Below are 21,320 nucleotides of genomic sequence, written 5' to 3'. Positions count from 1 at the left end.
ATTCTTGCGAAGGGCAGCATTTGCTGCCCTTCGCATTTTGGATCAAAGAAGGTGAGTATGTCGTGGTCCCATACGGCTACACGCTTTTGGGCGACATTAGACCCGAACCGCAGCCTTGGCCGGAAGCAGGGCGTTGACCACGACCGCAACGGCGATGTTGGCCGCAAGCGCCAGCAGTCCGGTATAGACGGTGAAGGGTTCGCCGCCGAGATTGATCAGATGCAGAGGTTTCCAACCGGCGTCCCAGACGAGGAAAGTGCCGCCGCCGAAGCCGACGAACCAGCCGGCAAGCAGACCGGGTGCACGGAACCAGTTGGTATACAGGCCGAAGACCAAGGCCGGAAGCGTCTGCAGGATCCAGACGCCGCCGAGCAGCTGCAGGTCGAGGGCGAATTGCGTCGGCAAGAAGATGATGACGAGAAGCGCACCGATCTTCACCACGAGCGAGGTGATCTTTGCGACCTTGGCTTCGCCCGCATCGCTGACGTCAGGATCGACATAGGCTTTCCAGAAATTGCGGGTGAAGAGGTTGGCGGCGCCTATGCTCATCACCGCCGCCGGCACCAGCGCGCCGATGGCGATCGCCGCAAAGGCGAAGCCGGAGAACCAGCCTGAAAACAGCGTCTTGAACAGCGTCGGAACAACGTCATTGGCGCTGTCGAGCTTCAGGTTGGCGGCGTGCCCCATATAGCCGAGCAGCGCCAGAAGGCCGAGCAGCAGCGTATAGGCGGGTAACATGATCGCATTCTTGCGGATCGTCTTGCCGCTGTTGGAGGCAAAGATGCCGGTCAGCGTATGCGGATACATGAAGGCCGCGAGCGCCGAACCCAAAGCGAGTGTGGCATAGGCGACATACTGGTTGCCGCCGAGCAGCAGGTTGCCGGACCCCTTGGCCTCGAAGGCCGCATCGGCCGAGGCGAAGACATTCGCGTAGCCTCCGAGTTTCGACGGGATCAGTGCGACGGCCGCGATCACGACGATATAGATCATGATGTCCTTGACGAAGGCGATCAGAGCCGGGGCGCGCAGGCCCGCGGAATAGGTGTAGAGCGCCAGCACGATAAAGGCGATTGCCAGCGGCAGTTCGCCATGCAGCCCGAGCGCCTTCAGCACCGCCGTCATGCCGACGAGCTGGAGGGCAATATAGGGCATGGTGGCGATGACGCCTGTTGCCGCCACGGCGAGTTCGAGACTGCGCGATCCGTATTGACCGTGGACGACGTCGGCAGCCGTGACATAGCCGAAATCCTTGGCGCGTTTCCAGAGCACGGGCATGACCATGAAGACGAAGGGATAGACGACGATGGTGTAGGGCAGCGCGAAGAAGCCGTAGGCTCCCACGGTATAGACCAGCGCCGGGACGGCGATCACGGTATAGGCGGTATAGAAATCGCCGCCGACGAGGAACCAGGTGATCCAGGTGCCGAAGTTGCGTCCGCCGAGGCCCCATTCATCGATGTGGGCCAGTGTCTCGGGCTTGCGCCAGCGGCTGGCGACGAAGCCCATGACCGTGACCAAAACGAAAAAGAAGATGAAGACGGCAAGCGCCGTGCCGTTGATGTCAGTCGTCATGGCGAGTGCTCCGATAGGCGATCCAGGTCAGCGCTGCGGTGATCGGCACCCAGAGAAGCTGATACCAATAGAAGAAGGGAAAGCCGAAAAGAGATGGCTCGCGGACATTGTAAAATGGCGGCCAGAGCAGACCTAGATAGGGAATGACAAGCAGCCAGAGCGCTGCCTTGCTACGTGGTTTTTCCATGTCGGGATACCTTTCAGGCGCCGCAACGCGGTCGCCATGTTCCAGTTGTCGGCGTGGAAGGCAGGTCTGTCAGTCGGCGACCGCAGCAGGCCCGGCTCGGGTCGCTCGAGCTTTTCCGACCGATCGGAAGCTGATGTAACGCATGTGAATTCCTCCCAACGGCTCGCACTTGGCCAGCCGTGGATGGAGTCCTATGGCGCCGGTTTTAAGCTCGCAAGATGGGCGCGGCGCTGAAATGCCGAGGCCTACCCAGAAGTGGGTAGACGCGATTTATCCGACTTTCGAGACGATGCCGTGATCGAGCGCATAACGGATGAGGCCCGCGGTGGTGGCGATACCGAGCTTCTTCTTGAGGTTCTTGCGATGGGTTTCCGCCGTGGCGGAGGTGATCCCGAGCGTTTCGCCGATCTCCCGATTGCTTCTGCCCGCAACGATCAGCCCGAGAATGTCACGTTCGCGCGGCGTCAGGGGGGCGCTACCCTCCTCTGCGCGTTCGCCCATCAGTGCGTCGAAGACGCCGGACGAGAAATATGTCCCCCCACCCGCCACGGTCTCGATGGCCGAGACGATCTCGTCGGTCGAAACGTCCTTCAGAATGTAACCGGCAGCGCCATGCATGACCGAGGAGGAAATATACTCGCGGCTGTCATGCATGGAGAGCATCACGACCCGTGCCTGGGGAAGTTCGTTCCTGAACAATTCGATCGCATCGATGCCGCTCAGCTTCGGCATGTTGATGTCCATCAGCACGACCTGCGGCAGGATCTGCCGGCCGATCTCGAGCCCGGTTTGGGCGAGCCCGGCCGTGCCGGCAACTTCGATATGGTCGAATGTCTCGAGCACGGCCTTCAACCCGTCCAGCACCAGCGGGTGGTTGTCGATCAAGAGCACCCTGATTTTCGGGCGTTCCGTCATGCGGCTTCCGCCTGCCGATCGGCGGGACAATTGGCCGATTTCGGCAGCATCGCCGTCAGCGTCGTGCCGGTCTCGCTGCTGTTGATCAGCAACAGGCCGCGGAAGTGGGCCATTCGCTCCTGCATGTTGCGCAGGCCGAGACCCGATTTGCCGGACACGCCGTCCTTGATGCCGTCGAAGCCACTGCCGTTGTCGGTGATCGTCATGCGAACCCGGCCGCCGTCGCTCCAGAGCTTGACCGCAAGCTTGGAGGCGCCCGAGTGGCGTTCGACGTTGTTGAACGCTTCCTGTGCGACACGATAAAGCGCGGTGCTCGCCTCGGCCTTCAGCGTGTCGGTGAAGCCCGAGGAATCGATCTTCGTCTCGATCCCCGTCCGCTCGGCAAAATGGTAACAGAGTGCCTCCAGCGCCGCCGTCAGGCCGAGATCGTCGAGCACGCGCGGGCGCAGATCGTGCGACAGCCGTCTGATTTCCTTGATGGCGCCGTTCAGCGCCTCGACACCACGATCGATGGTCAGTGCTGCATCGTCGACATTGGTCCTGACCTTACGGCCGGCAAGATCCATCGCATAGCGCACGCCGACGAGATTTTGGGAAATGCCGTCGTGCAACTCGCGTGCGAGCCGTGCGCGCTCTTCTTCCTGCGTATCGATGACCCGCTGCGTCAGTTCCTTGAGCCGGCCATCGGCCATGCGGCGCTCATGGAAGGTCAGCAGCATGCAGGTGGTGAAGACGACAAGCACCGAAGGCACGGCGATCAGCGCGACGATGACGAAGGTCCGTTTTATGTTGGCGCGCATAACTGCGTTCGCGGCGGCACTTTGGGCAAAGACGTCATCCAGATAAACGCCGGTGCCGACGACCCAGTGCCATTTGTCGAGGCTGACGACGAAGGAGAGCTTGTCTGCGATCTGTCCGGTCGATGGTTTCTGCCATTTGTACTGATGCAGGCCCCCGCCCGCTTTTGCCGTGGCGATCAGTTCGGCAATGACCTTGTCGCCATCCGGATCGGTGAGGTCGAGCCAGTTGTGCCCATGCCGGAAACTCTGGCGCGGATGGACGATGTTGTTGCCGTCGTAATCGTAGACGAAGAAATATCCGTCCTTGCCGTAGTCGAGCGAAGTCAGGATCGCCGCCACCTGCTGCTTGGCCGCCTCGTCGTCGGCACCGGCTTTGTCATAGATCGTCTGGATGGCGGATAGAGCAAGGTAGGTCAGATTGAGGATTTCGGCTTCCTTGGTCTTCAGCATATTCTGCTCGAACGTGTCGATGCTGTTCTTGGCGAGGTTTGCCGATTGCCAGGTGATGAAGGTGGTGATCGCAAGGATCGAAATGACGAGCGGAACGATCGCCAATGCGATGATCTGGTGTCGTAACGTCAACGATCATTCCTCCCGAGAATTTGCGCCGGGAATTATGCCCTTTGTCAAATGCGAGTCCAGCGGCTTGTCGGAGCGCGATCCGTGACAGTCGGAACCCACTACCGGCGGGCATCGCGCGCTAGTCCAGGGGCACGAACAGGCCGAGCTTGACGTAGCGCGATACTTGTCCCGCTCGATCTTCATCCGGCGGTGAGCACTTTCGCTCTCCCCGTCGCCTCGCGGTCGCCGACGGGCACCTCCGCCCTGATGCCCGCTTCCTCGCGCAGGCTCTTCAATCGCGTCTGCACGGCCGAGACCGATAGTCCGATCCGCTTGGCAATCGTTTCGGCTTTCTGCGGGCAGTAGTCGCGCTGAGGACATTGAGAATCTCGCGGCGGCCGCTCGCGCCGGCACTGATATCGATCCTGCTGGTGAAGACCACCATCTGGCTGTTGCCCTGTCATGTGTGGCCTGATCGCACGTAAGAATCTGCTGCGGCAGCGGAGCTCCTACACATCCGCGGAACTCGATTGGCGACCGTATCTGACTGTCGGGCCGAAGAGCGAGTCGCGATAGCCGCGCCGCTCAGGCATCAGCCCCGTTTCGGCCGGGTCGGAGCGTGGTCGAGGCCGGCGGCGGCCTCCTTCAGGCAGTCGAGGTAGCGGTCGCGGTTGGCGATGCCATCGTCGCGCGGGGTGACGAGGCAGAGCGTTGCGGCTGCATGGCCTTCCTCGCCCCGCACCGGTACGGCAAAACAGTGGGTGAAGCTGTCGACGATACTGTTGAAGGTGAAGAGACCTTCACGTTCGGCCTGGCGCACCTCGGCGATGAAGGTTTGCGGCTCCAGCCATTCGCCGTTCGGCAGGCGAAAATCCTGCGGCGGAATGAAGTTCAGGATGTCCTGATCCGACAGATGCGCAACGAGCAGGCGGCCCGACGCCGTCCACGGGATCGGCACCGATTGCCCGACATCCGTCGAAATGCGGAAGGGGCGCGCGCCTTCGCGCATGCGAACGACGGTGTATCTGTTTCCATCCAGCATGCAGAACTGCGCCGTCTCCCGCGTCTCGTCGGCAAGCTGTTCCAGTGCGGCCTCGCATTCGCGGGTGAAATCAAAATGGTTCTCATAGGCTGCGCCGAGGAAATACAGCTTGCGGCCGAGATAGACACGCCCCTCGCCGCCGGTGAATTCGAGGATGCCATTTTGCAGCAGCAGGTTGACGAGCTCGTAAACCGATGAGCGTGGCGCGCCGATCTGCGCGGCGATTTCATTCGGCTTCAGGGCCTGGCGTTTCTGGCGCAGGAAATCGAGGATCTCGAAGGCGCGGTCGAGCCCTCGGGCGCGTTTGCCGGCTGCTTCGTCCTGAACTGCATCCATTGCTTCGATCCCTTTTTTGTCCGGCCAAGCTTTTCAAACCGACTGCCGCATCTGTCAATCGATCCCGTGTTTCCTAGCGAATGAAATTATCCCACCCCTCTTGCGAGGTAGAAAAATCGGCATAAGATCACATCGTCCAATATATAGATCACATGTACGATATATTGGACACGAATGGCAAGCCGTCAACGCTGCCGCACACAAAAAAGGGGATCGACATGAAAAATCTTGAAAACGGTATTTCCGCTTCGCTGCGCCGCCGCCTTCTGGCGGGTGCTGCCGCCGCTGCGGCACTCCTCGTTTTTTCGGCCGGCACGGCCTCGGCCGCCGCCAATTGCATCAAGGGTGACAGGAAAGCGCCCTACACGGTCGGCTGGGCAAACATCTATTCGGTGCCGACCTGGATGAAGCAGACCGAAGGCACCATCACGGCTGAAGTGGAGGAGCTGAAGAAGGCGGGGCTTGTGAAGGACCTGATGATCACGGACGCGCAGGGTAACGCGCAGACGCAGATCCAGCATATCCAGTCGATGATCGACGCCAATGTCGACGCCATCGTCGTGATCGCCGGTTCCTCCAACGCACTCGACCGTGTCATATCAGATGCCTGCGACAAGGGCATCGCGGTCGTGAATTTCGACAGCCTCGTTAACACCGACAAGGTGACGGCGAAGATCAACACCGATTCCAACGAATGGGGCGCGACTGCTGCCAAGTGGATGGTCAGCCAGCTCGGCGGCAAGGGCAAGATCATCATCATGAACGGCCCGGCCGGCATTTCGGTGAGCGACGACCGCCGCAAGGGCGCCCAGCCGGTCCTCGACGCCAATCCCGGTCTCCAGGTGATCACCGAGACGAACACGGAATATAACGTCGCGCCAGCACAGGAAGCGATGACCAGCCTGCTCTTCGCCAATCCCGAAATCGACGGCGTGCTGTCGCTCGGCGGCGCACTGTCGGCCGGCTCGGTGCTGGCCTTCGAGCGCCAGGGCCGCGACCAGGTGCCGACCACAGGCGAAAACGCCAGGCAGTTCCTGGAACTCTGGAAGGAGAAGGGACTGAAGGGCTGGGCGACCATGCAGCCCAACTGGCTCGGCGCGCTTTCCGTTTACACCGCCGTGCAGGCGCTGGAAGGCAAGGACGTTCCGGCCTTCGTCAAGGTGCCGCTGCCTGTCATCGACGACAGCACAATCGGCAGCTATCTCGCACGGGCCGACAAGTTTCCGGCTGACGGGTATATCTACTCGGACTACGACAAGGCGCTCTTCGACAAGCTGCTTGCCGCCAAGTAATCCGCCCAAATAACTCGGGTTAAGGAAAGCCGTCATGACGGAAGAAAGACCCCTGCTGGAAGCCCGGCAGGTGTTCAGGGGATTTTTCGGCAATCCCGTTTTGAAGGGCGTCGACATTGCCCTTCTGCCGGGCAGGGTCCACGCCCTGCTCGGCGAAAACGGCGCCGGCAAGTCCACGCTGATCAACCTCCTGTCCGGCGCTCTCCAGCCGGACGGCGGTTCCATCCTCGTCGACGGCAAGCCGGTCGAGCGCTTCAGCCCGGCGGCTGCGCGCGCGGCCGGTATTGCCGTCGTTCAGCAGGAACTGAGCCTGACGGCCAGTCTCTCGATTGCCGAAAACATCGGGCTCGGCGCCTTTCCAAGACGGTTCGGTCTCATCGATTACAGAGCGCTCCATCGCGGCGTGCGCGATGTTTGCGACATGGTCGGGCTCACCGAGCCGCTCGATATGCCGGTCGCCGATCTGGCGCTCGGCCGCCGTCAGATGGTGGAGATCGCCAAGGCGCTATTCCGCAAGCCGCGTGTACTGATCCTGGACGAACCGACTTCGTCGCTTTCCGCGCATGAAGCCGGCATCCTTGCCCGCCTGATCGAGACGCTGAGGGACCGCGGCACCGCACTTCTCTATATTTCCCACCGGCTCAACGAGGTGCAGGCGCTCTGCTCACATGTCACGGTGCTGAAGGATGGCTTGGTCACCGCCGACCAGTCGCTGTCCGGCATCGACGGCGAAGGCCTGGTGCGCCTGATGGTCGGTCGTGAGACCGGCAACCTGTTCCCGCCGCGCCTGACAGCAGCACCCGGCCCGATGCGCATCAACGTCGAAGGTTTTTCCGCCGGCATGGTGCGTGACGTCGGCTTCTTCGCCCGCGCCGGCGAGATCGTCGGTATCGGCGGGCTGGTGGGACAGGGGCAGGAAGACCTGCTGCTCGGCCTCTACGGCGCGATTCCGGCCGCGGCGTCCAGAGCGGAGGTATCCGGCAAGCCCGCCCTGCCCGCTGATGTCGGCGAGGCGAATGCCGCCGGCATCGTCTATGTCCCGGCCGACCGCAAGCATGAGGGGCTGGTGCTGCCCCACTCCATCGCCTCCAATCTCATCCTGCCCTCGCTTGGACGGCTCGCCCGCAAGGGGCTGCGCGACCGGCCGGCGGAAAACGGCCTGGTCGCCGATCTCGCCCGCCGGCTGACGATCAAGGGTGATACGACCCGCCCGGTGCAGGCGCTTTCCGGCGGCAACCAGCAGAAGGTGGCGCTCGCCAAATGGCTGCCGCTCGATCCTTCCGTTCTGCTCCTCAATGATCCGACGCGCGGCGTCGACATCGAGACCAAGCGGGAAATCTACCTCATGCTCCGCGCCTTCGCCGCCGAGGGGCGGCTCGTCATTCTGGCCAGTTCCGATACGCCGGAGCTCGTGCATCTCTGCGACCGTGTCGTGGTTCTGCGCGAGGGGCGTGTCGCCGCGGTGCTGTCGCAGGATGAAATCAGCGAAGGGGCGATTGTCGGCGCGGCCATGGGCATCACCACCGCGACGCAGGGTGAGGCAGCATGAGCACAACTTCGTCATCCTGGCTCTACGGCGCGATCCAGCTCCGCCGCAACCGCGGCCTTGCGGGCCTCTATCTGGTTGTCGCCGCCTTTCTCATCCTCTATGCGCTGCTCTTTCCCGGGATCCTTTCGATCGGCGGCTTCTCCAAATTCACGCAGAACTGGTTCCCGCTCGCGCTCGTCACCATGGCGCAGGCGCTGCTCATGCTGAACGGCGGCATCACGCTGGCGATCGGCCCTCTCGTCAGCTTGGGAGCCGTGATCGCTGCGACGACGATGGAAGGGGCGCTCGGCGTGCCGGGCGGCATTCTTGCGGTAGCACTTGCCGGCCTTTCGATCGGCGCCGTCATCGGCGCTATCGTCACGCATCTGAGGCTTCCCGCAATCATCGTCACGCTTGCCGGCTCCTTCATCATCGGCGGGGTCGCACTCATCCTGCTGCCGCGGCCGGGCGGGTTCATTCCCGATTGGCTGTCGACGACGCTGGCCGGCCACACGCCGGTCGCCTTCCTGCTGCTGGTCTTGATCCTGGCGCTCTGGAAGATCTTTCTTGCAACGCCGCTCGGCCTCGGCATCTACGCAGCCGGCGACAATCCGGTCGGCGCATTCCGCTCAGGCGTCCCGGTCGAACGGGTGAAGGTTGTCGCCTTCGCCCTGTCCGGTCTTCTCGCCGCCCTGACCGGTCTCTTCGTCGCTGCGCAGACCGGCTCGGGTGATCCGGTCATCGGCACGCCCTTCACGCTGAACTCGATCGCCGCCGCCGTGCTCGGCGGCGTGGGTTTCCTCGGCGGCAAGGGCACGATGCGCGGGGCGATCTGCGGCAGCCTGCTGCTCTCGGTGATGATCAACGTCATGTTCTTCCTGGGCTTCCCGCCGGTCGCCCAATATGTCGCGCAAGGGTTGATCATCGTCGGCGCGGTCGCCGTCCCGGAACTTCTTGGGGCTTGGAGGGCAAGACGATGAACATCATCAGGTCTGCATTCCGCAATCCACCGCTGCTGACCTTCCTTCTGGTCGCGCTCGTCTGGATCGTCGCAAGCCTCACACTGCGCGGTTTCGGCGCCTATGGCCACCTGCGCTATCTGCTCGAACTCGCCGCGGTGATCGGCATTGCCGCCGCCGGCCAGACGCTCGTCATCCTGATGGGCGGCATCGATCTCTCCGTCGGCGCGGTCATAACAGTCACGGCGATCCTGCTGCCGCTGATCTCGCCCGCCTGGGACCCGACCGGCCTCGCCGGCATCGCGGCGGCCCTTGCCATCGCCACCGGCATCGGTCTGATGAACGGTGCCGGTGCTGCTTATCTTCGCGTGCCGCCAATCATCATGACGCTGGCCATGGCGACCTTCCTGCAGGGCCTGCTCGTCATCGTCGCCGGCGGCAGCGCGGTCACCGTCAGCAACCCGGCGGTCATTCTGCTCGGGCAGGCGCGGCCGCTCGGCATTCCCTCGGGCATCATTTTGTGGCTCGTCGTCTCGATCGTCGTCCTGCTGCTCGTCCACCGCATGCCGATCGGCGCACGGTTCCTGGCGCTTGGGGCGAACCCGCTGGCGGCCCGGCTTTCCGGCGTCAGCGTCACTCGCAATACGCTGATCGTCCACTCTCTGTCGGGTTTTTTCGCAGGGCTTGCCGGCATTCTCGTGCTCGGCATGAACCGGCAAGGTTATGTCGGCATCGGCGACCCCTATCTGCTGACCTCGATCGCCGCCGTCGTGCTCGGCGGCACCTCCATCCTCGGCGGCCGCGGCACCTATGCCGGGACCATTCCCGGGGCAATCCTGCTCGTTACGACGACGGCGCTGATCACTGTCGTCAACGCCTCGCCCGGCTGGCGGTCGATCATGTTCGGCACGCTGATCCTCGCCCTTTTGCTGGTTTCCGGCCGCGAGGCGCGCAGATGACGGAGCTCTATAACGGGCCGGTGATCGACCCGCATCACCATCTCTGGGACCTCAGCTTGCAACGCCATCCCTGGCTGCAGAAGGGCGAAGAGATGGTCTTCGGAAGCCTCGCACCGATCCTGCGCGACTATGGCATCGACGATTATCGCGCCGATGCTGCCCGCCAGAACGTGATTGCAACCGTGCATGTCGAGGCCGGCTGGTCCGTTGCGTACCCGCTGGAAGAGAGCCGCTGGCTGGATCTCCTCGACCGCAGCTCCGGCGTGGCGCATCGTTATATCGCGCGCGTACCCCTCGACGGGCCGGACGCCATGCGCCTGCTCGAGGCGGAAGCGGCGAACCCGAATGTCGTCGGCATCCGCGATATTTTGAGCTGGCATCCGGACGCGGCGAAGAGTTTTGCGCCGCGCCCGAACCGCATGGGCGATCCCGCCTGGCGGGTGGGGCTTGCCCATGCCACCCGGCTCGGGCTGGTCTTCGACCTGATGCTCTATCCCTGGCAGATGAGCGAGGCGCTCGAACTGGTGCGGGCTTTTCCGGAAACGCTTTTCGTGCTCAACCACGGCGGCAGCCCGGCTGACCGGACGGAGGACGGAATGGCGCTCTGGCGCCGCGGCCTGCGGGCGCTCGGCAGCGAGCCGAATCTGCGCCTGAAGATTTCCGACCTCGTCGCCTATGACAATAAGTGGACGCTCGAAAGCCTGCGGCCGGTGATCGAGCATTGCCTCGATTGTTTCGGCCCGGCGCGCGCCATGTTCGCGAGCGACTTTCCGGTCGCGGGCCTGCACGCCTCTTTCGACGAGGTCTACCAGGTTTTCCGAGCTGTCGCCTCGCAGCTCTCTTGCGACGAGCAGCGCGCCCTGTTCTTTGCCACCGCCAACGACACTTATCGCCTCGGTATCGCCGATCCGGCCGAGATCAGGAGTGGCTGCGATGTCTGACCTTCATACCGCGACGGAAAACGTCCTGATCGACGAGCGGGTGCGCGGCTTTCCGCCCGGCAATCCGCCGCTTCCGCTTGCTGCAATCGGCGAGCAGGGATGGAAGCCCTATGACGGCAGGATGGCCCTGCCGCTGATCTCACTCGACCGGCAGGCATTCGCCAGCAATGTCGAACTGATGATGACCTATGTGAAGAGCCACGGTGTCGACATCGCTCCGCACGCCAAGACACCGATGTCGACGGCGCTGGCGGACGCGCTTCTGGCGGCAGGCGCCTGGGGCACGACCGTCGCCGACATCCGTCAAGCCGCCGTTCAGCTGAGGGCGGGGCAGCGCCGGCTGATCCTTGCCAACGAGATCGGCGGGGCTGCCGCCGCCTGCCGGCTCGCGGCCCTGCTTGGCCGCTATCCCGATGCGGAACTGCATATCTTCGTGGATTCCGCAGCGCTGGTCGAGGCTCTTCGCTCGGCATGGCAGGAGCGTGGCGGTTTGCCGCCCCTCGGCCTGCTGGTGGAGTTCGGCGCCGGCCGTGCCGGTGCCCGCAGCGTCGACGCCGCCGAGGTAATTCTCGAGGCGATCCTTGCCACGGAGACGCCGGCGTTCCGGCTGACCGGCATCGCGGCCTATGAAGGCGCGGCCGCGACCACCGATGCGGAAGAAACGATGCGTCGCATCGACGCGCTGATGGCGGTGACATCAGGTTTCCTGCCGAAGGTGCGCGCCCGCATAGGCAAGGAGCGGCCGCTCCTCGTCACGGCCGGCGGCTCGGTGTTTTTCGATGTGGTGATTGCCAGGCTTTCAGCCGCCGTCGCGGCCGATCCCGCCTGCCGGCTGGTGCTGCGCAGCGGCGCGATCTTCTTCCACGATCACGGCATCTACGAGCGCGGCCTTGCCGGTCTCGATGCACGCGGCGGTTTCCGCATCGGCGGCGAGACGATCTCGGCCGCCGCAGCCTTCCGTCCGGCACTGCGGGTCTGGGCCGAGGTCCTCTCCCGGCCGGAGGCGCGGCTGGCGATCTGCGGCATGGGCATGCGCGACGTGGCGATGGACCAGGGCCTGCCGCGGCCGTTGGCGCTCTATCGCAATGGGGCGTATCTCGCCGATCTCGAAAACGCCGAGGTGTTTCGCCTCAACGATCAGCACGCCTTCGTGGCCCTTGCCGACGGCAGCGACGTCGCGGTCGGCGACGTTGTCGAGTACGGCATCTCGCATCCCTGCACCTGCCTTGACCGGCATGCCATTCTTTACGGCCTCGACCCGGACCATTCGGTGACCGCGGCCTATCTGACCAGCTTCGGCTGAACTCTCCCTCCAAAAGCAAGAAAAGGAAAACCCGCCATGATCCAGCGTTATCAGAAAGGTTCGCGTATGAGCCAAGCCGTCAGCTACGGCGGTCTCGTCTATATTGCCGGCCAGGTCGCGGAAAATCGCAAGGCTGATATCGAGGAGCAGACCCGCGACGTGCTCGGCAAGATCGACGCCCTCTTGAAGGAGGCGGGCGTCGACCGCTCGCGCCTCATCGCCGTCAATGTCTTCCTGCCGGCGATCGTTGATTTCGAGGCGATGAACAGCGTCTATGATGACTGGATCGACATCGAAAACCCGCCGGCCCGCGCCTGCACCGAAGCTCGTCTCGCCGATCCCGATCTGCGCGTCGAAATGACCGCGATCGCCGCCCTCTAGCGCATCGGCCCGAAAATCGGATTTCGATTTTCGGAAAGCACGATGCGTAAGTTGAAAGTGTTACAGCGTCCTTTGCGCGTCTCAAAAAGACGCGCGGCGCTGTAACGGCATCGCAACCGTCCGCACTGGAGACATCATGCATAACGGTCTCGTCAATCCGATCGACTTTTCGCGCGAGGGCCGGCAGGCCGGCCACCTCGCCATTCCCTATTCGATCGACCGTTCGCCCTATTATCAGATCCGCATTCCGATCCTCCGCCTGAAAAATGGCGAGGGACCTTCTTTGCTGCTGATGGCCGGCAATCATGGCGACGAATATGAGGGCGAACTCCAGCTCGGCCGGCTGATGCGTCTGTTGGATGTCGCCGAAATCCGCGGCGCTGTCACCATCCTGCCGATAGCGAACCTGCCGGCGGTGATGGCGGCCAAGCGCTGCTCGCCCTTCGACGGCGGCAACCTCAATCGGGCATTTCCCGGCGATCCCACCGGGTCGCCGACGGCGCGGATGGCGCATTTCCTCGAACATGAACTTTTTCCGCGCCATGACGTCGTGCTCGATCTGCATTCAGGCGGCACCTCAATGGCCCACCTGCCCTGCACGCTGATCGAGCGGCAGGCCGATGCCGCCCGCTTCGAACGGTCGGCTTCGCTGATGCGCGCCATGGGTTCGGCGCATGCCTTCATCGCCGATAACGGGCCGACCGCACCAACATCGATGGGGGCTGCGGCAAGGGCCGGAACCATCGGTCTTTCCGGCGAATTCGGCGGCGGCGGCACCGTGACGCCTGAGACAATGGGTTTCACCGCGGCGGCGATCGACCGGCTGCTCGTCACACTCGGCATTGTCGAGCGTCCGGTCCTCTCGCGCGCGGTGCTCGCCGAGCCGGGACCGTTGCAACTGCTGTCGCTATCCCGGCACAGCCAGGGCATCTATGCGAACCGCAGAGGCTGGTTCGAGCCGGCCGTAGTCCTCGGCGCCATCGTTGCCGCCGGCGAGCTTGCCGGATGGTATCATGATCTGGAACGCCTGGAGCAGCCGGAGGAAGAGCTGCGTTTTGCCGAGAGCGGCATTGTCATTTCCCGCAGGCTGCATTGCGACAGCCAGGCCGGCGACTGCCTGATCCAGGTCGCCGAACCCATCGCATCCTGAGAAGCGCTGATCTGCTCAAGCGATTGCGTCTACCGCTGCCTTGACCCAGTCGAGACGCTTTGCCGGTATCAGGCCGTAATTGTAGAAGTTCACGCCGTCAGCGCCGGCATTGACGGCCGCCTTGGCGCGTGCAGCGAGCACCGCCGGCCCGTTGACCTCGGGATAAAAGACGCGCAGGCCCACCCCGAGGAACTTGCCGGGTCCGATTGCCGCCCGGCCTGTCCGGATGACATCGCCGATGGCGTCCGGTTCCATGTCGTAGCAGCAGAGCATCGCCCCGTCGCAGAGCCTGCCGACGGCTGCGAGATCGACGCCGCCGAGCCAGCCGTCCTTCAGGTCGATGAGCACGATGCGTGTTGCCGGATCGGCCGCCGCCTTGATCTCGCCGATCAGGCTGGTCACCGGTTCGCTGCGCCAGGTGAGATAAGCATGCAGCTCGGGATGATCGCGAAAGGCATTGATGCCGGCGGCCGGGAAGTCGGAGAATTGCCGTTCCGGGACAGCTCGTTCGCAGAGTTCGGCGATGAAGCGCGCGACCGTTCCGCGCGCGCCTTCGACCGGCGCGCCGGCCTTTTCGGCGCGCGCCGTGCAATGGTCGCAGAAGCAGAGCGACAGCAGGAAATCGTCTTCGGCATTCAGGCCGACGCCGTCCTTCTCGTGATGGTATTCGTGCGCGAATCCCATGAAGTTCGGGCTCTCGAGTTCCACCATATCGGGCCGGTAGTTGGTCGTGATGTCGCGCACGAGAGTGACGGCATAGTCCCGCGCTGCCGGGCTGGAGGGGCAAAGATTGTAATAGTTGGGATTGCCGAAGGCGTTCCGCGTCACATGATCGGGATGCAGCATGCCGAGACGGGTATTGTGCAGGCAGACCGTCCAGCAGGAGACCTTTAGACCCGTCGCCCCGCGTCCCTTGACGAGTGCTTCCAGCATGTCGCCGCGCTCAGTGACATTCCCAGCCATCAGCGGCCGGATCAGCTTGTCCCGCCACAGGCTCTCATCCGGCCGGAAGTAGACCGTCCCGTCCTCGGGGAAATAGGCCTTCTGCCGCGGGCTCCGCGGCTGCAGAAACCGGCCGGCGTGATAGGAGGTCGCCAGGCTGACCGTGTTAAGGCAGGCGCGGCCGAGAAGCTCGGCGGCAAAGGCGTCAAAACCCTGGTCCTGAATGTCCCAGGGGTAGGTCCACATGGAAAGATGCATGGCGAGCTCCCGTCAAGTCTGTCCATTTTATAGAACACGTGTCCATAATAGTGTCCAGATTTGATTTTTGGGGGCGGGCGTACGCAGACGCCGGCCGTGTAACGGGAGCACGCTGTCCTTCAATCGAACGCGCGTTGGTTGGCGGCATTTTCGTTGTAACGCGCGCGGGCCTGCTCGAGCCGCTCCGGGCCGCCGACCTGCGGGACGGCAACGTCCCACCAGTGGCCACCTGCGTCGGTCCCGGGAACCGCATCGGTGTCGATCACCAGAACACTCGGAATGTTCCGTTCCCGCGCCGCCACGATGCGTGCCTCGAGCTCGGCGATGGACCCTATCTTTTCGGCATGGGCGCCCATCGAAGCGGCATGCGCGACAAAATCGATCTCGGGCTGCACGTCGACATTGCAGTCCTTGTACATGTTGTTGAATTCGGCACCGCCGCACTCGATCTGAAGACGGTTGATGCAGCCGTAACCGCGGTTGTCGGTCAACACGACGGTGAACGGCACCCGCCGCATGACGGCGGTTGCGAGTTCCGAATTGGCCATCATGTAGGAGCCGTCGCCGACGAAGCAGATGACCTCCTTGTCAGGCCGGGCAAGCTTGATGCCCATGGCGCCCGCCACTTCGTACCCCATGCAGGAGAAACCATATTCCATGTGATATCCGCCCTTGGCAGATTGCCAGAGCACCTGCAGTGCGCCCGGCATGGTGCCCGCCGCACACATGACCACGGAGTTTTCCGTCGCCACCCGCTGCACGGCGCCGATGACCTGCGCATCGGTGGGCAGATTGGCAGGTCCATCAGCCTCCGGTGCCGCCGTCACGCGCTCGACCGTTTGGTGCCAGTCGGTCCTGCTCCCGGCATCGACGTCAGGCCCGCGATACGCCTCGAGCGCGGTGGACAGGCGCTTGAGCGTGACCTTGGCATCACCGACACAGGGCAATGCCGAATGCTTTGTTGCATCATATCCGGCAAGGTTGATCGAAGCGAGCCGGCGCGAGGGATTGCGGAAGAGCGCCCAGCTGCCTGTCGTGAAATCCTGGAAGCGCGTGCCGATGCCGATCACGAGGTCCGCGTCGGCGCAAAGCACATTGGCCGACGCCGATCCGGTCACACCAGGCGACCCGAAATTCAGCGGGTGCTCCCAGCTGTTGGCACCCTTCCCGGCTTGTGTTTCGACAAATGGGATATGATGCTTTTCCGCGAATGCGGCGAACTCGGCCTCGGCCTCAGAATAGATGACGCCGCCACCGGAAATGATCACTGGCCTGCGTGCAGCCCGGATGGCATCGGCAAGATCTGCGACTTCCCGCGGATCCGGTTCGGGACGGCGGATGCGCCACACCTTCGGTTCGAAAAATGCTTGCGGGTAGTCGTAGAGCTCTGCTTGCACATCCTGGCAGAAGGCGAGCGTCACGGGGCCGCAACTGCCGGGATCGGTCATGACGGCCAGGGCTCGCGGCAGGCAAGTCAGGAGATGCTCGGGACGGGCGATCCGGTCGAAATAGGCCGAGACCGGCCGGAAGCAGTCATTGGCGCTGACGGTTCCGTCGTTCATATCCTCGATCTGCTGCAACACGGGCTCGGGGCGGCGATTGGCGAATACATCGCCGGGTACGAAAAGCACGGGTAATCTGTTGACATGGGCAAGCGCGCAAGCCGTGACCATATTGGTGGCGCCCGGGCCGATCGACGATGTCACCGCCTGGGCGCGCCGGCGCTTCAGCGTCTTCGCATAGGCGATTGCCGCATGCGCCATGGTCTGTTCGTTCTGGCCGCGCCACGTGGGAAGGGCGTCGCCGATCCCATGCAGCGCCTCTCCGATGCCGGCGACGTTGCCGTGACCGAAGATTGCCCAGACGCCTTCGATGAAGCGTTCGCCATTCTCCGTCATCTGGACCGAGAGCCATTTTACCATAGCCTGCGCGGCGGTCAGTCGTATCGTTGTCATTCTGCTGCCTCCTGCACGCGCGCCCGCGCGCCGTCCCAGACCGTGCAAAGGCGGGAATATCGTTTCGCCATCTCCTCGACGGCCTCTTCGTCACTGATCGAGCCCTCGAACCAGCCGCGGGCGACCGAGCCGAAGATTGTCCGGCCGACGGCAAATCCCTTGACGAGCGGGAAGCGCGCGGCAACTTCGAAGCTCGCCTTCAACACGTCCTCCGGCGCATCCAGGCCGAGGACGACGATCCCTCTTGTATGACGATCGTTGTCCTCGATGGCGGCACAGACCCGCGTCCAAGCTTCGGGCTCGTCCATCGGTTCCAGCTTCCACCAGTCAGGATAGATGCCTTCGGCGTAGAAGCTGCGGATCAGTGTCGCTGTCGTGTCCGTGGTGATGCTTGCGACCTTGGAAGGGATGACCTCGAGCAGGAATTCCAGCCTGTTGCGTCGCGAGGCCACGTAAAGTCGCCGCACTTCCGCCAGTTGCCGAGCCCAGGTCGCATCGTCGTCATCGGGGTGGCAGAAGCAGAGCACCTTGACGACATTCTCGCGTGCCCATTCCGAGAGCCCCCCGCAATCTGGACCAAGCGACGGCTCCAGGCTAAGCGGTCGAGACCCCGGCCACTCGCAGGGACGACCGATCCAGAGGCCGGTCCCGGAGGCGGCGTGGAGTGCGCGCCGGCCGATCCGGTCGTCGCAGAGGATTCCGTAGCCGGAACGCCCGTTCTGTACCTTGAGTGCCGCTTCAAGGCAAAGCTCCTTGAAGGCGCCGCCCTTCGACGGCGTGTAGCCCGCCATGCTTTCGAGCTGCATCCGGTGATCGAAGGCGAAGACGCGCATCTCAGACCAGTCGCCATGCCGGTTGGTCGACCAGTGTATCTGCTCCAGCGCGGGGTCATTGCGCAGGTCGGGGCGCGTCATGCCGCGCTCGAGGAAGAAATTCAGCTCCTCAAGTGACGGATATGCCGGCGTGCAGCCGTGACGAGAGACGGCAAAAGCGCCGCAGGCATTGGCGTATCTGAGCGCGGTCGACCAATCCTCGCCATCGAGCCAGCCTTTCAGCAGCCCGGCGAAAAAACCGTCTCCGGCGCCGAGAACATTGAAGACTTCGACCGGGAAACCTTCGCCGGAAATGCCCTCGTCCAGATTGTCCGGTATTGCATCTTCGAATGCGACCGCCCCTTTGGCGCCGCGTTTGCAGACGAGCGTCGCCGCAGTCACGGCGCGCACGGCCCGCAGAGCCGCCACGGTATCGGTCGTCCCGCCGGCGATGTGGAATTCTTCCTCTGTCCCGACGATCAAATCGAACAGGTAAAGAGTCGTCTGGAGCTTTTCGGTCACCTGCCCGCTTGCCACATAGCGGCTTTCCCCTTCGCCATGGCCGGCCATTCCCCAAAGGTTTGGACGATAGTCGATGTCGAGCGCCGTCTTGGCGCCATGCTTGCGCGCAAAGCCGAGCGCCTTGAGCACGGCCGCTTCCGTGCGCGGATGGGAGAGGTGTGTTCCCGTCACCAACACCGAACGGGCGCCGGAAACGAAAGTCTCGTCGATATCCTTCTCGCAAAGCGCCATGTCGGCACAGTTTTCCCGATAGAATATCAGCGGGAAACGTTCCTCGTCCCGAATCCCGAGAATGACCAGTGCCGTCAGCCGCTCGGGATCCGTCACGACGCCCCTGCCATCGACGCCATGCCGGGCAAGCTCCTCGCGAATGAAGCGGCCCATATGCTCATCGCCCACCCGGGAGATCAGCGCCGACTTGAGGCCCAGTCGCGCCGTCCCGCAGGCAATGTTGGTCGGACTGCCGCCGATATATTTTTCGAAGGATCCCATATCCTCCAGCCGTCCTCCGACCTGTGCCCCATAGAGGTCGACGCCGGCTCGCCCGATCGTGATCACGTCCAATGTCTTGGTCATGTCGGTTTCCTCGCAATAGTATTGAATTCGGTCATGGTGATCGGGTTTGGTATCGTCGGCGTCTCACAAGAAACGACGAATCGGGGCGCGGGCGAACGACCGCCCGCGCCTGTCCATCAACGGCTGATTGTTGCCTGCAGCGCGTCGATGGAGGATTGGATGCCCGCCTCGGTCGACATGGTGAAGTCTTCCATCTCGAGGCTGACCCAATCGTTGTAGCCGACCATGCGCACCACGGAGAAGAACTCCTTCCACCATTGCAGGTCATGGCCGGCGCCGACGGCGACATAGTTCCAGCTGCGATTGGCGACGTCGGTCACGTCCTTGAGCTCGAGCAAGCCGTTGACATCGGCCAGGCCCCGCTCGATGCGGGTATCCTTGCCATGGCAATGATGGATGGCATCGCCCAGCGCACGGGCGGAGGCGATCGGGTCGGCGCCCATCCACATCAGGTGCGACGGGTCGAGGTTCATGCCGACTTTGGGGCCGACTTCGTTGCGCAGGCGGAAGAGGGTTTCGGGATTCCAGACGAGCATGGCCGAGAAGTTTTCCAGCGCGTATTTTTCGACTCCGACTTCTTCGGCGAGCTTGACAAGGCCGTGCCAGAGCGGGAAGGCTCGATCTTCCCACTGATATCGGTCGCGCTCAGGCATCTCGTTCGGCCAGCTCTTGGTGTAGACGAGCCAGTTCGGCACCGTGTCGCCGGGGGCGGCTTCCGGCAGGCCGGACATGGTGACGATCTTCTTCACGCCGATTTCGCCGGCGAGCCGGATGGTGTCTTCCATTTCCTTGCGGTGGCGCTTGCCCATGTCACCCGGGTCGAGCGGGTTTGCCGAGCAATTCAACGCGGCGACTTCCAGGCCGCGGGCTCCGATTTCCTTCAGCTTGGTCTTGAGCAGGCCCCTGTCGGCCAGCAACTCGTCCGCACGGAAGTGCGGCCCGCGCGACCAGCCGCCGCCGGTCATCTCGATACCCTCAACACCGAGTTTGACGCATTTGTCGAGCATGTCGGTGAAGGAGAGGTCGCCCATCACGTCGGTGCAGATCGAAAGTTTCATGTCATTGTCTTTCTAAAAAGGGTGTCAGACTAAAAGAGAGTGTCGGGGACGCGCCTGGGAGGAGGATGGAGGAGATCCGGCACGCCCCCTGTTCGATCACTTGAACTCGACCCAGGCCGAACCTGCGTCTGCCGAGCGGACGCAGTTTTCCAGCCAGCGCACACCTTCGGTGCCGGCTTTGATGCCGGGATAATGATGGCGCTTGAGGAAGGCCTCGTCGCCGCGGCGTCTTGCGTCGATCGCCTGGGCGATCCAGAGGTAGATGTTCGCCCAGCTGTCGCCGAGCCCTTCGGTGTGCAGCGCGCCCATGCGATCGAAGGCGAGGCTTTCCTCTTCGAGGTAGGGCATGCCGTGGTGCAGGGTTCGGTTCGGCTCGCCCTGTATTTCGTAAATCAGCTGGTCGGGGTGGGAATCCGACCATTCGATCGAGGCTTTGGAGCCGACGAAACGATAGCGCTGCGAACCCATATTGCCGGCATTCACCGAGGACACCCAAAGACGGCCGCGGGCGCCGTTGTCGTAATGCATGAGAACGGTCGCATGGTCTTCGAGCGGTGCACGGGTCGGAATGAAGGCCTTGCGGTCGCAGAGCAGCTTTTCGATCTTCATATGCGGCAGCACCACTTCGGAGAGATAGTAGAGGTGCGTGCCGATATCGCCCAGAACGAAGGTCGGGCCAGCCGTCTTGGGATTGGTGCGCCATTTCACGGCTTCGCCGGCGCCCGCATCGTCACCCGCGTTGAAGCCGTGGGTATATTGCATGTCGACGATGCGGATATCGCCGAGCATGCCCTTCTTGACCATCGCCGCCATCTGATGAACCAGCGGATGGCCGGTGAAGCCATAGGTGACGCCGACGATCAGGCCCTGCTCTTCGGCGAGCCTCGCGACCTCGTCGCATTCGGCGACGGTGAAGAACAGCGGCTTTTCGCAGATCACGTGAAGACCGGCTTCGAGGCACGCCTTGGTGATCTCGTAATGGGTGAAGTTCGGCGTGGCGATCGAGACGACCTCGATACCGTCCTCACGCCCGGCCTCCTTGGCGATCAGCTCCTTATAATCGCCGTAGCACCTGCCCGCAGCGACGCCGAGCTTCGTGCCGAAGTCGCGTCCGCGCTCGGCGTCGAGATCGAAGGCTCCGCAGATGAGCCGGTAGGTGCCGTCCCGCGTTGCGCCGGTTCTATGCTTGTAGCCCACCTGCCCGGTACGGCCGCCGCCGACCATGCCCCAGCGCAGGGAGCGCTCGATGGATCTTTCTCCGTTGATCATCC

19 protein-coding genes are annotated in these 21,320 nt (G+C 63.2%); 8 read left to right on the top strand and 11 right to left on the bottom strand.

Annotated features, from left to right (window positions below; genetic code table 11):
* Positions 1-96 precede the first annotated feature (96 nt).
* The 6 genes from mctP to V8P77_RS03695 form a co-directional block, all read right to left on the bottom strand.
* Positions 97-1,572 (bottom strand): monocarboxylate uptake permease MctP, encoded by a 1,476-nt coding sequence (gene mctP, locus V8P77_RS03720; RefSeq protein WP_335910779.1) that lies wholly within the window; start codon positions 1,570-1,572, stop codon positions 97-99.
* Positions 1,562-1,759, bottom strand: a complete 198-nt coding sequence (locus V8P77_RS03715; protein ID WP_003555492.1) for a DUF3311 domain-containing protein — start codon at positions 1,757-1,759, stop codon at positions 1,562-1,564. The genes mctP and V8P77_RS03715 overlap by 11 nt, the downstream gene beginning before the upstream one ends.
* 270 nt (positions 1,760-2,029) lie before the next feature.
* Positions 2,030-2,674 carry a two-component system response regulator MctR gene (mctR, locus tag V8P77_RS03710; RefSeq protein ID WP_335910776.1) on the bottom strand — a complete coding sequence of 215 codons (645 nt, stop codon included), beginning with the start codon at positions 2,672-2,674 and terminating at the stop codon, positions 2,030-2,032.
* Entirely contained in the window at positions 2,671-4,056 is a 1,386-nt protein-coding gene (mctS, locus tag V8P77_RS03705; protein WP_335910775.1) for a two-component system sensor histidine kinase MctS, read from the bottom strand. The genes mctR and mctS overlap by 4 nt, the downstream gene beginning before the upstream one ends.
* A 179-nt stretch (positions 4,057-4,235) precedes the next feature.
* Positions 4,236-4,499, bottom strand: coding sequence for a hypothetical protein (locus V8P77_RS03700; protein ID WP_335910774.1), 264 nt, complete (start codon positions 4,497-4,499; stop codon positions 4,236-4,238).
* A 128-nt stretch (positions 4,500-4,627) separates the two neighbouring features.
* Entirely contained in the window at positions 4,628-5,413 is a 786-nt protein-coding gene (locus V8P77_RS03695) for an IclR family transcriptional regulator (RefSeq protein ID WP_335910773.1), read from the bottom strand.
* A gap of 218 nt (positions 5,414-5,631) precedes the next feature.
* Between V8P77_RS03695 and V8P77_RS03690 the strand changes: the two genes are divergently transcribed.
* From V8P77_RS03690 to V8P77_RS03655, 8 genes are all read left to right on the top strand, one after another.
* On the top strand, positions 5,632-6,705 hold the full coding sequence (locus V8P77_RS03690; protein WP_335910772.1) for an ABC transporter substrate-binding protein: 1,074 nt from the start codon (positions 5,632-5,634) through the stop codon (positions 6,703-6,705).
* A 34-nt stretch (positions 6,706-6,739) separates the two neighbouring features.
* On the top strand, positions 6,740-8,254 hold the full coding sequence (locus V8P77_RS03685) for a sugar ABC transporter ATP-binding protein (RefSeq protein WP_335910771.1): 1,515 nt from the start codon (positions 6,740-6,742) through the stop codon (positions 8,252-8,254).
* Complete coding sequence (locus tag V8P77_RS03680; RefSeq protein ID WP_335910770.1) at positions 8,251-9,213, top strand: ABC transporter permease; 963 nt, start codon at positions 8,251-8,253, stop codon at positions 9,211-9,213. Before V8P77_RS03685 ends, V8P77_RS03680 begins: the two co-directional genes overlap by 4 nt.
* Positions 9,210-10,151 carry an ABC transporter permease gene (locus tag V8P77_RS03675; protein ID WP_335910768.1) on the top strand — a complete coding sequence of 314 codons (942 nt, stop codon included), beginning with the start codon at positions 9,210-9,212 and terminating at the stop codon, positions 10,149-10,151. Before V8P77_RS03680 ends, V8P77_RS03675 begins: the two co-directional genes overlap by 4 nt.
* On the top strand, positions 10,148-11,092 hold the full coding sequence (locus tag V8P77_RS03670; RefSeq protein ID WP_335910767.1) for an amidohydrolase family protein: 945 nt from the start codon (positions 10,148-10,150) through the stop codon (positions 11,090-11,092). Before V8P77_RS03675 ends, V8P77_RS03670 begins: the two co-directional genes overlap by 4 nt.
* A complete protein-coding gene (locus tag V8P77_RS03665) occupies positions 11,085-12,395 on the top strand; it encodes an alanine racemase (protein ID WP_335910766.1) in 1,311 nt (436 codons plus the stop codon). Before V8P77_RS03670 ends, V8P77_RS03665 begins: the two co-directional genes overlap by 8 nt.
* 36 nt (positions 12,396-12,431) lie before the next feature.
* Entirely contained in the window at positions 12,432-12,776 is a 345-nt protein-coding gene (locus V8P77_RS03660; RefSeq protein WP_335910765.1) for a RidA family protein, read from the top strand.
* Between the two features lie 136 nt (positions 12,777-12,912).
* Positions 12,913-13,926, top strand: coding sequence for a succinylglutamate desuccinylase/aspartoacylase family protein (locus V8P77_RS03655; RefSeq protein WP_335910764.1), 1,014 nt, complete (start codon positions 12,913-12,915; stop codon positions 13,924-13,926).
* 15 nt (positions 13,927-13,941) lie between these two features.
* Here the strand turns inward: V8P77_RS03655 and V8P77_RS03650 are convergent, their stop codons facing one another.
* From V8P77_RS03650 to V8P77_RS03630, 5 genes are all read right to left on the bottom strand, one after another.
* The gene (locus V8P77_RS03650; protein WP_335910763.1) at positions 13,942-15,126 is read right to left on the bottom strand and encodes a hypothetical protein; all 1,185 of its coding nucleotides are present in this window, start codon (positions 15,124-15,126) and stop codon (positions 13,942-13,944) included.
* A 119-nt stretch (positions 15,127-15,245) separates the two neighbouring features.
* Positions 15,246-17,081, bottom strand: a complete 1,836-nt coding sequence (iolD, locus tag V8P77_RS03645) for a 3D-(3,5/4)-trihydroxycyclohexane-1,2-dione acylhydrolase (decyclizing) (protein WP_335910761.1) — start codon at positions 17,079-17,081, stop codon at positions 15,246-15,248.
* Positions 17,078-18,991: a bifunctional 5-dehydro-2-deoxygluconokinase/5-dehydro-2-deoxyphosphogluconate aldolase gene (locus V8P77_RS03640; RefSeq protein WP_335910760.1), complete on the bottom strand. Its 1,914-nt coding sequence runs from the start codon at positions 18,989-18,991 to the stop codon at positions 17,078-17,080. Before V8P77_RS03640 ends, iolD begins: the two co-directional genes overlap by 4 nt.
* 116 nt (positions 18,992-19,107) lie before the next feature.
* Positions 19,108-20,049 carry a sugar phosphate isomerase/epimerase family protein gene (locus tag V8P77_RS03635; RefSeq protein ID WP_335910758.1) on the bottom strand — a complete coding sequence of 314 codons (942 nt, stop codon included), beginning with the start codon at positions 20,047-20,049 and terminating at the stop codon, positions 19,108-19,110.
* A gap of 96 nt (positions 20,050-20,145) precedes the next feature.
* A complete protein-coding gene (locus V8P77_RS03630; protein WP_335910757.1) occupies positions 20,146-21,318 on the bottom strand; it encodes a Gfo/Idh/MocA family protein in 1,173 nt (390 codons plus the stop codon).
* Positions 21,319-21,320 lie beyond the last annotated feature (2 nt).

The organism is Rhizobium aouanii, assembly GCF_037002925.1.
Classification (GTDB): Bacteria; Pseudomonadota; Alphaproteobacteria; order Rhizobiales; family Rhizobiaceae; genus Rhizobium; species Rhizobium aouanii.
The sequence above is the reverse complement of the archived record's forward strand: the minus strand, read 5'-3'. Positions and strand labels throughout refer to the sequence as shown.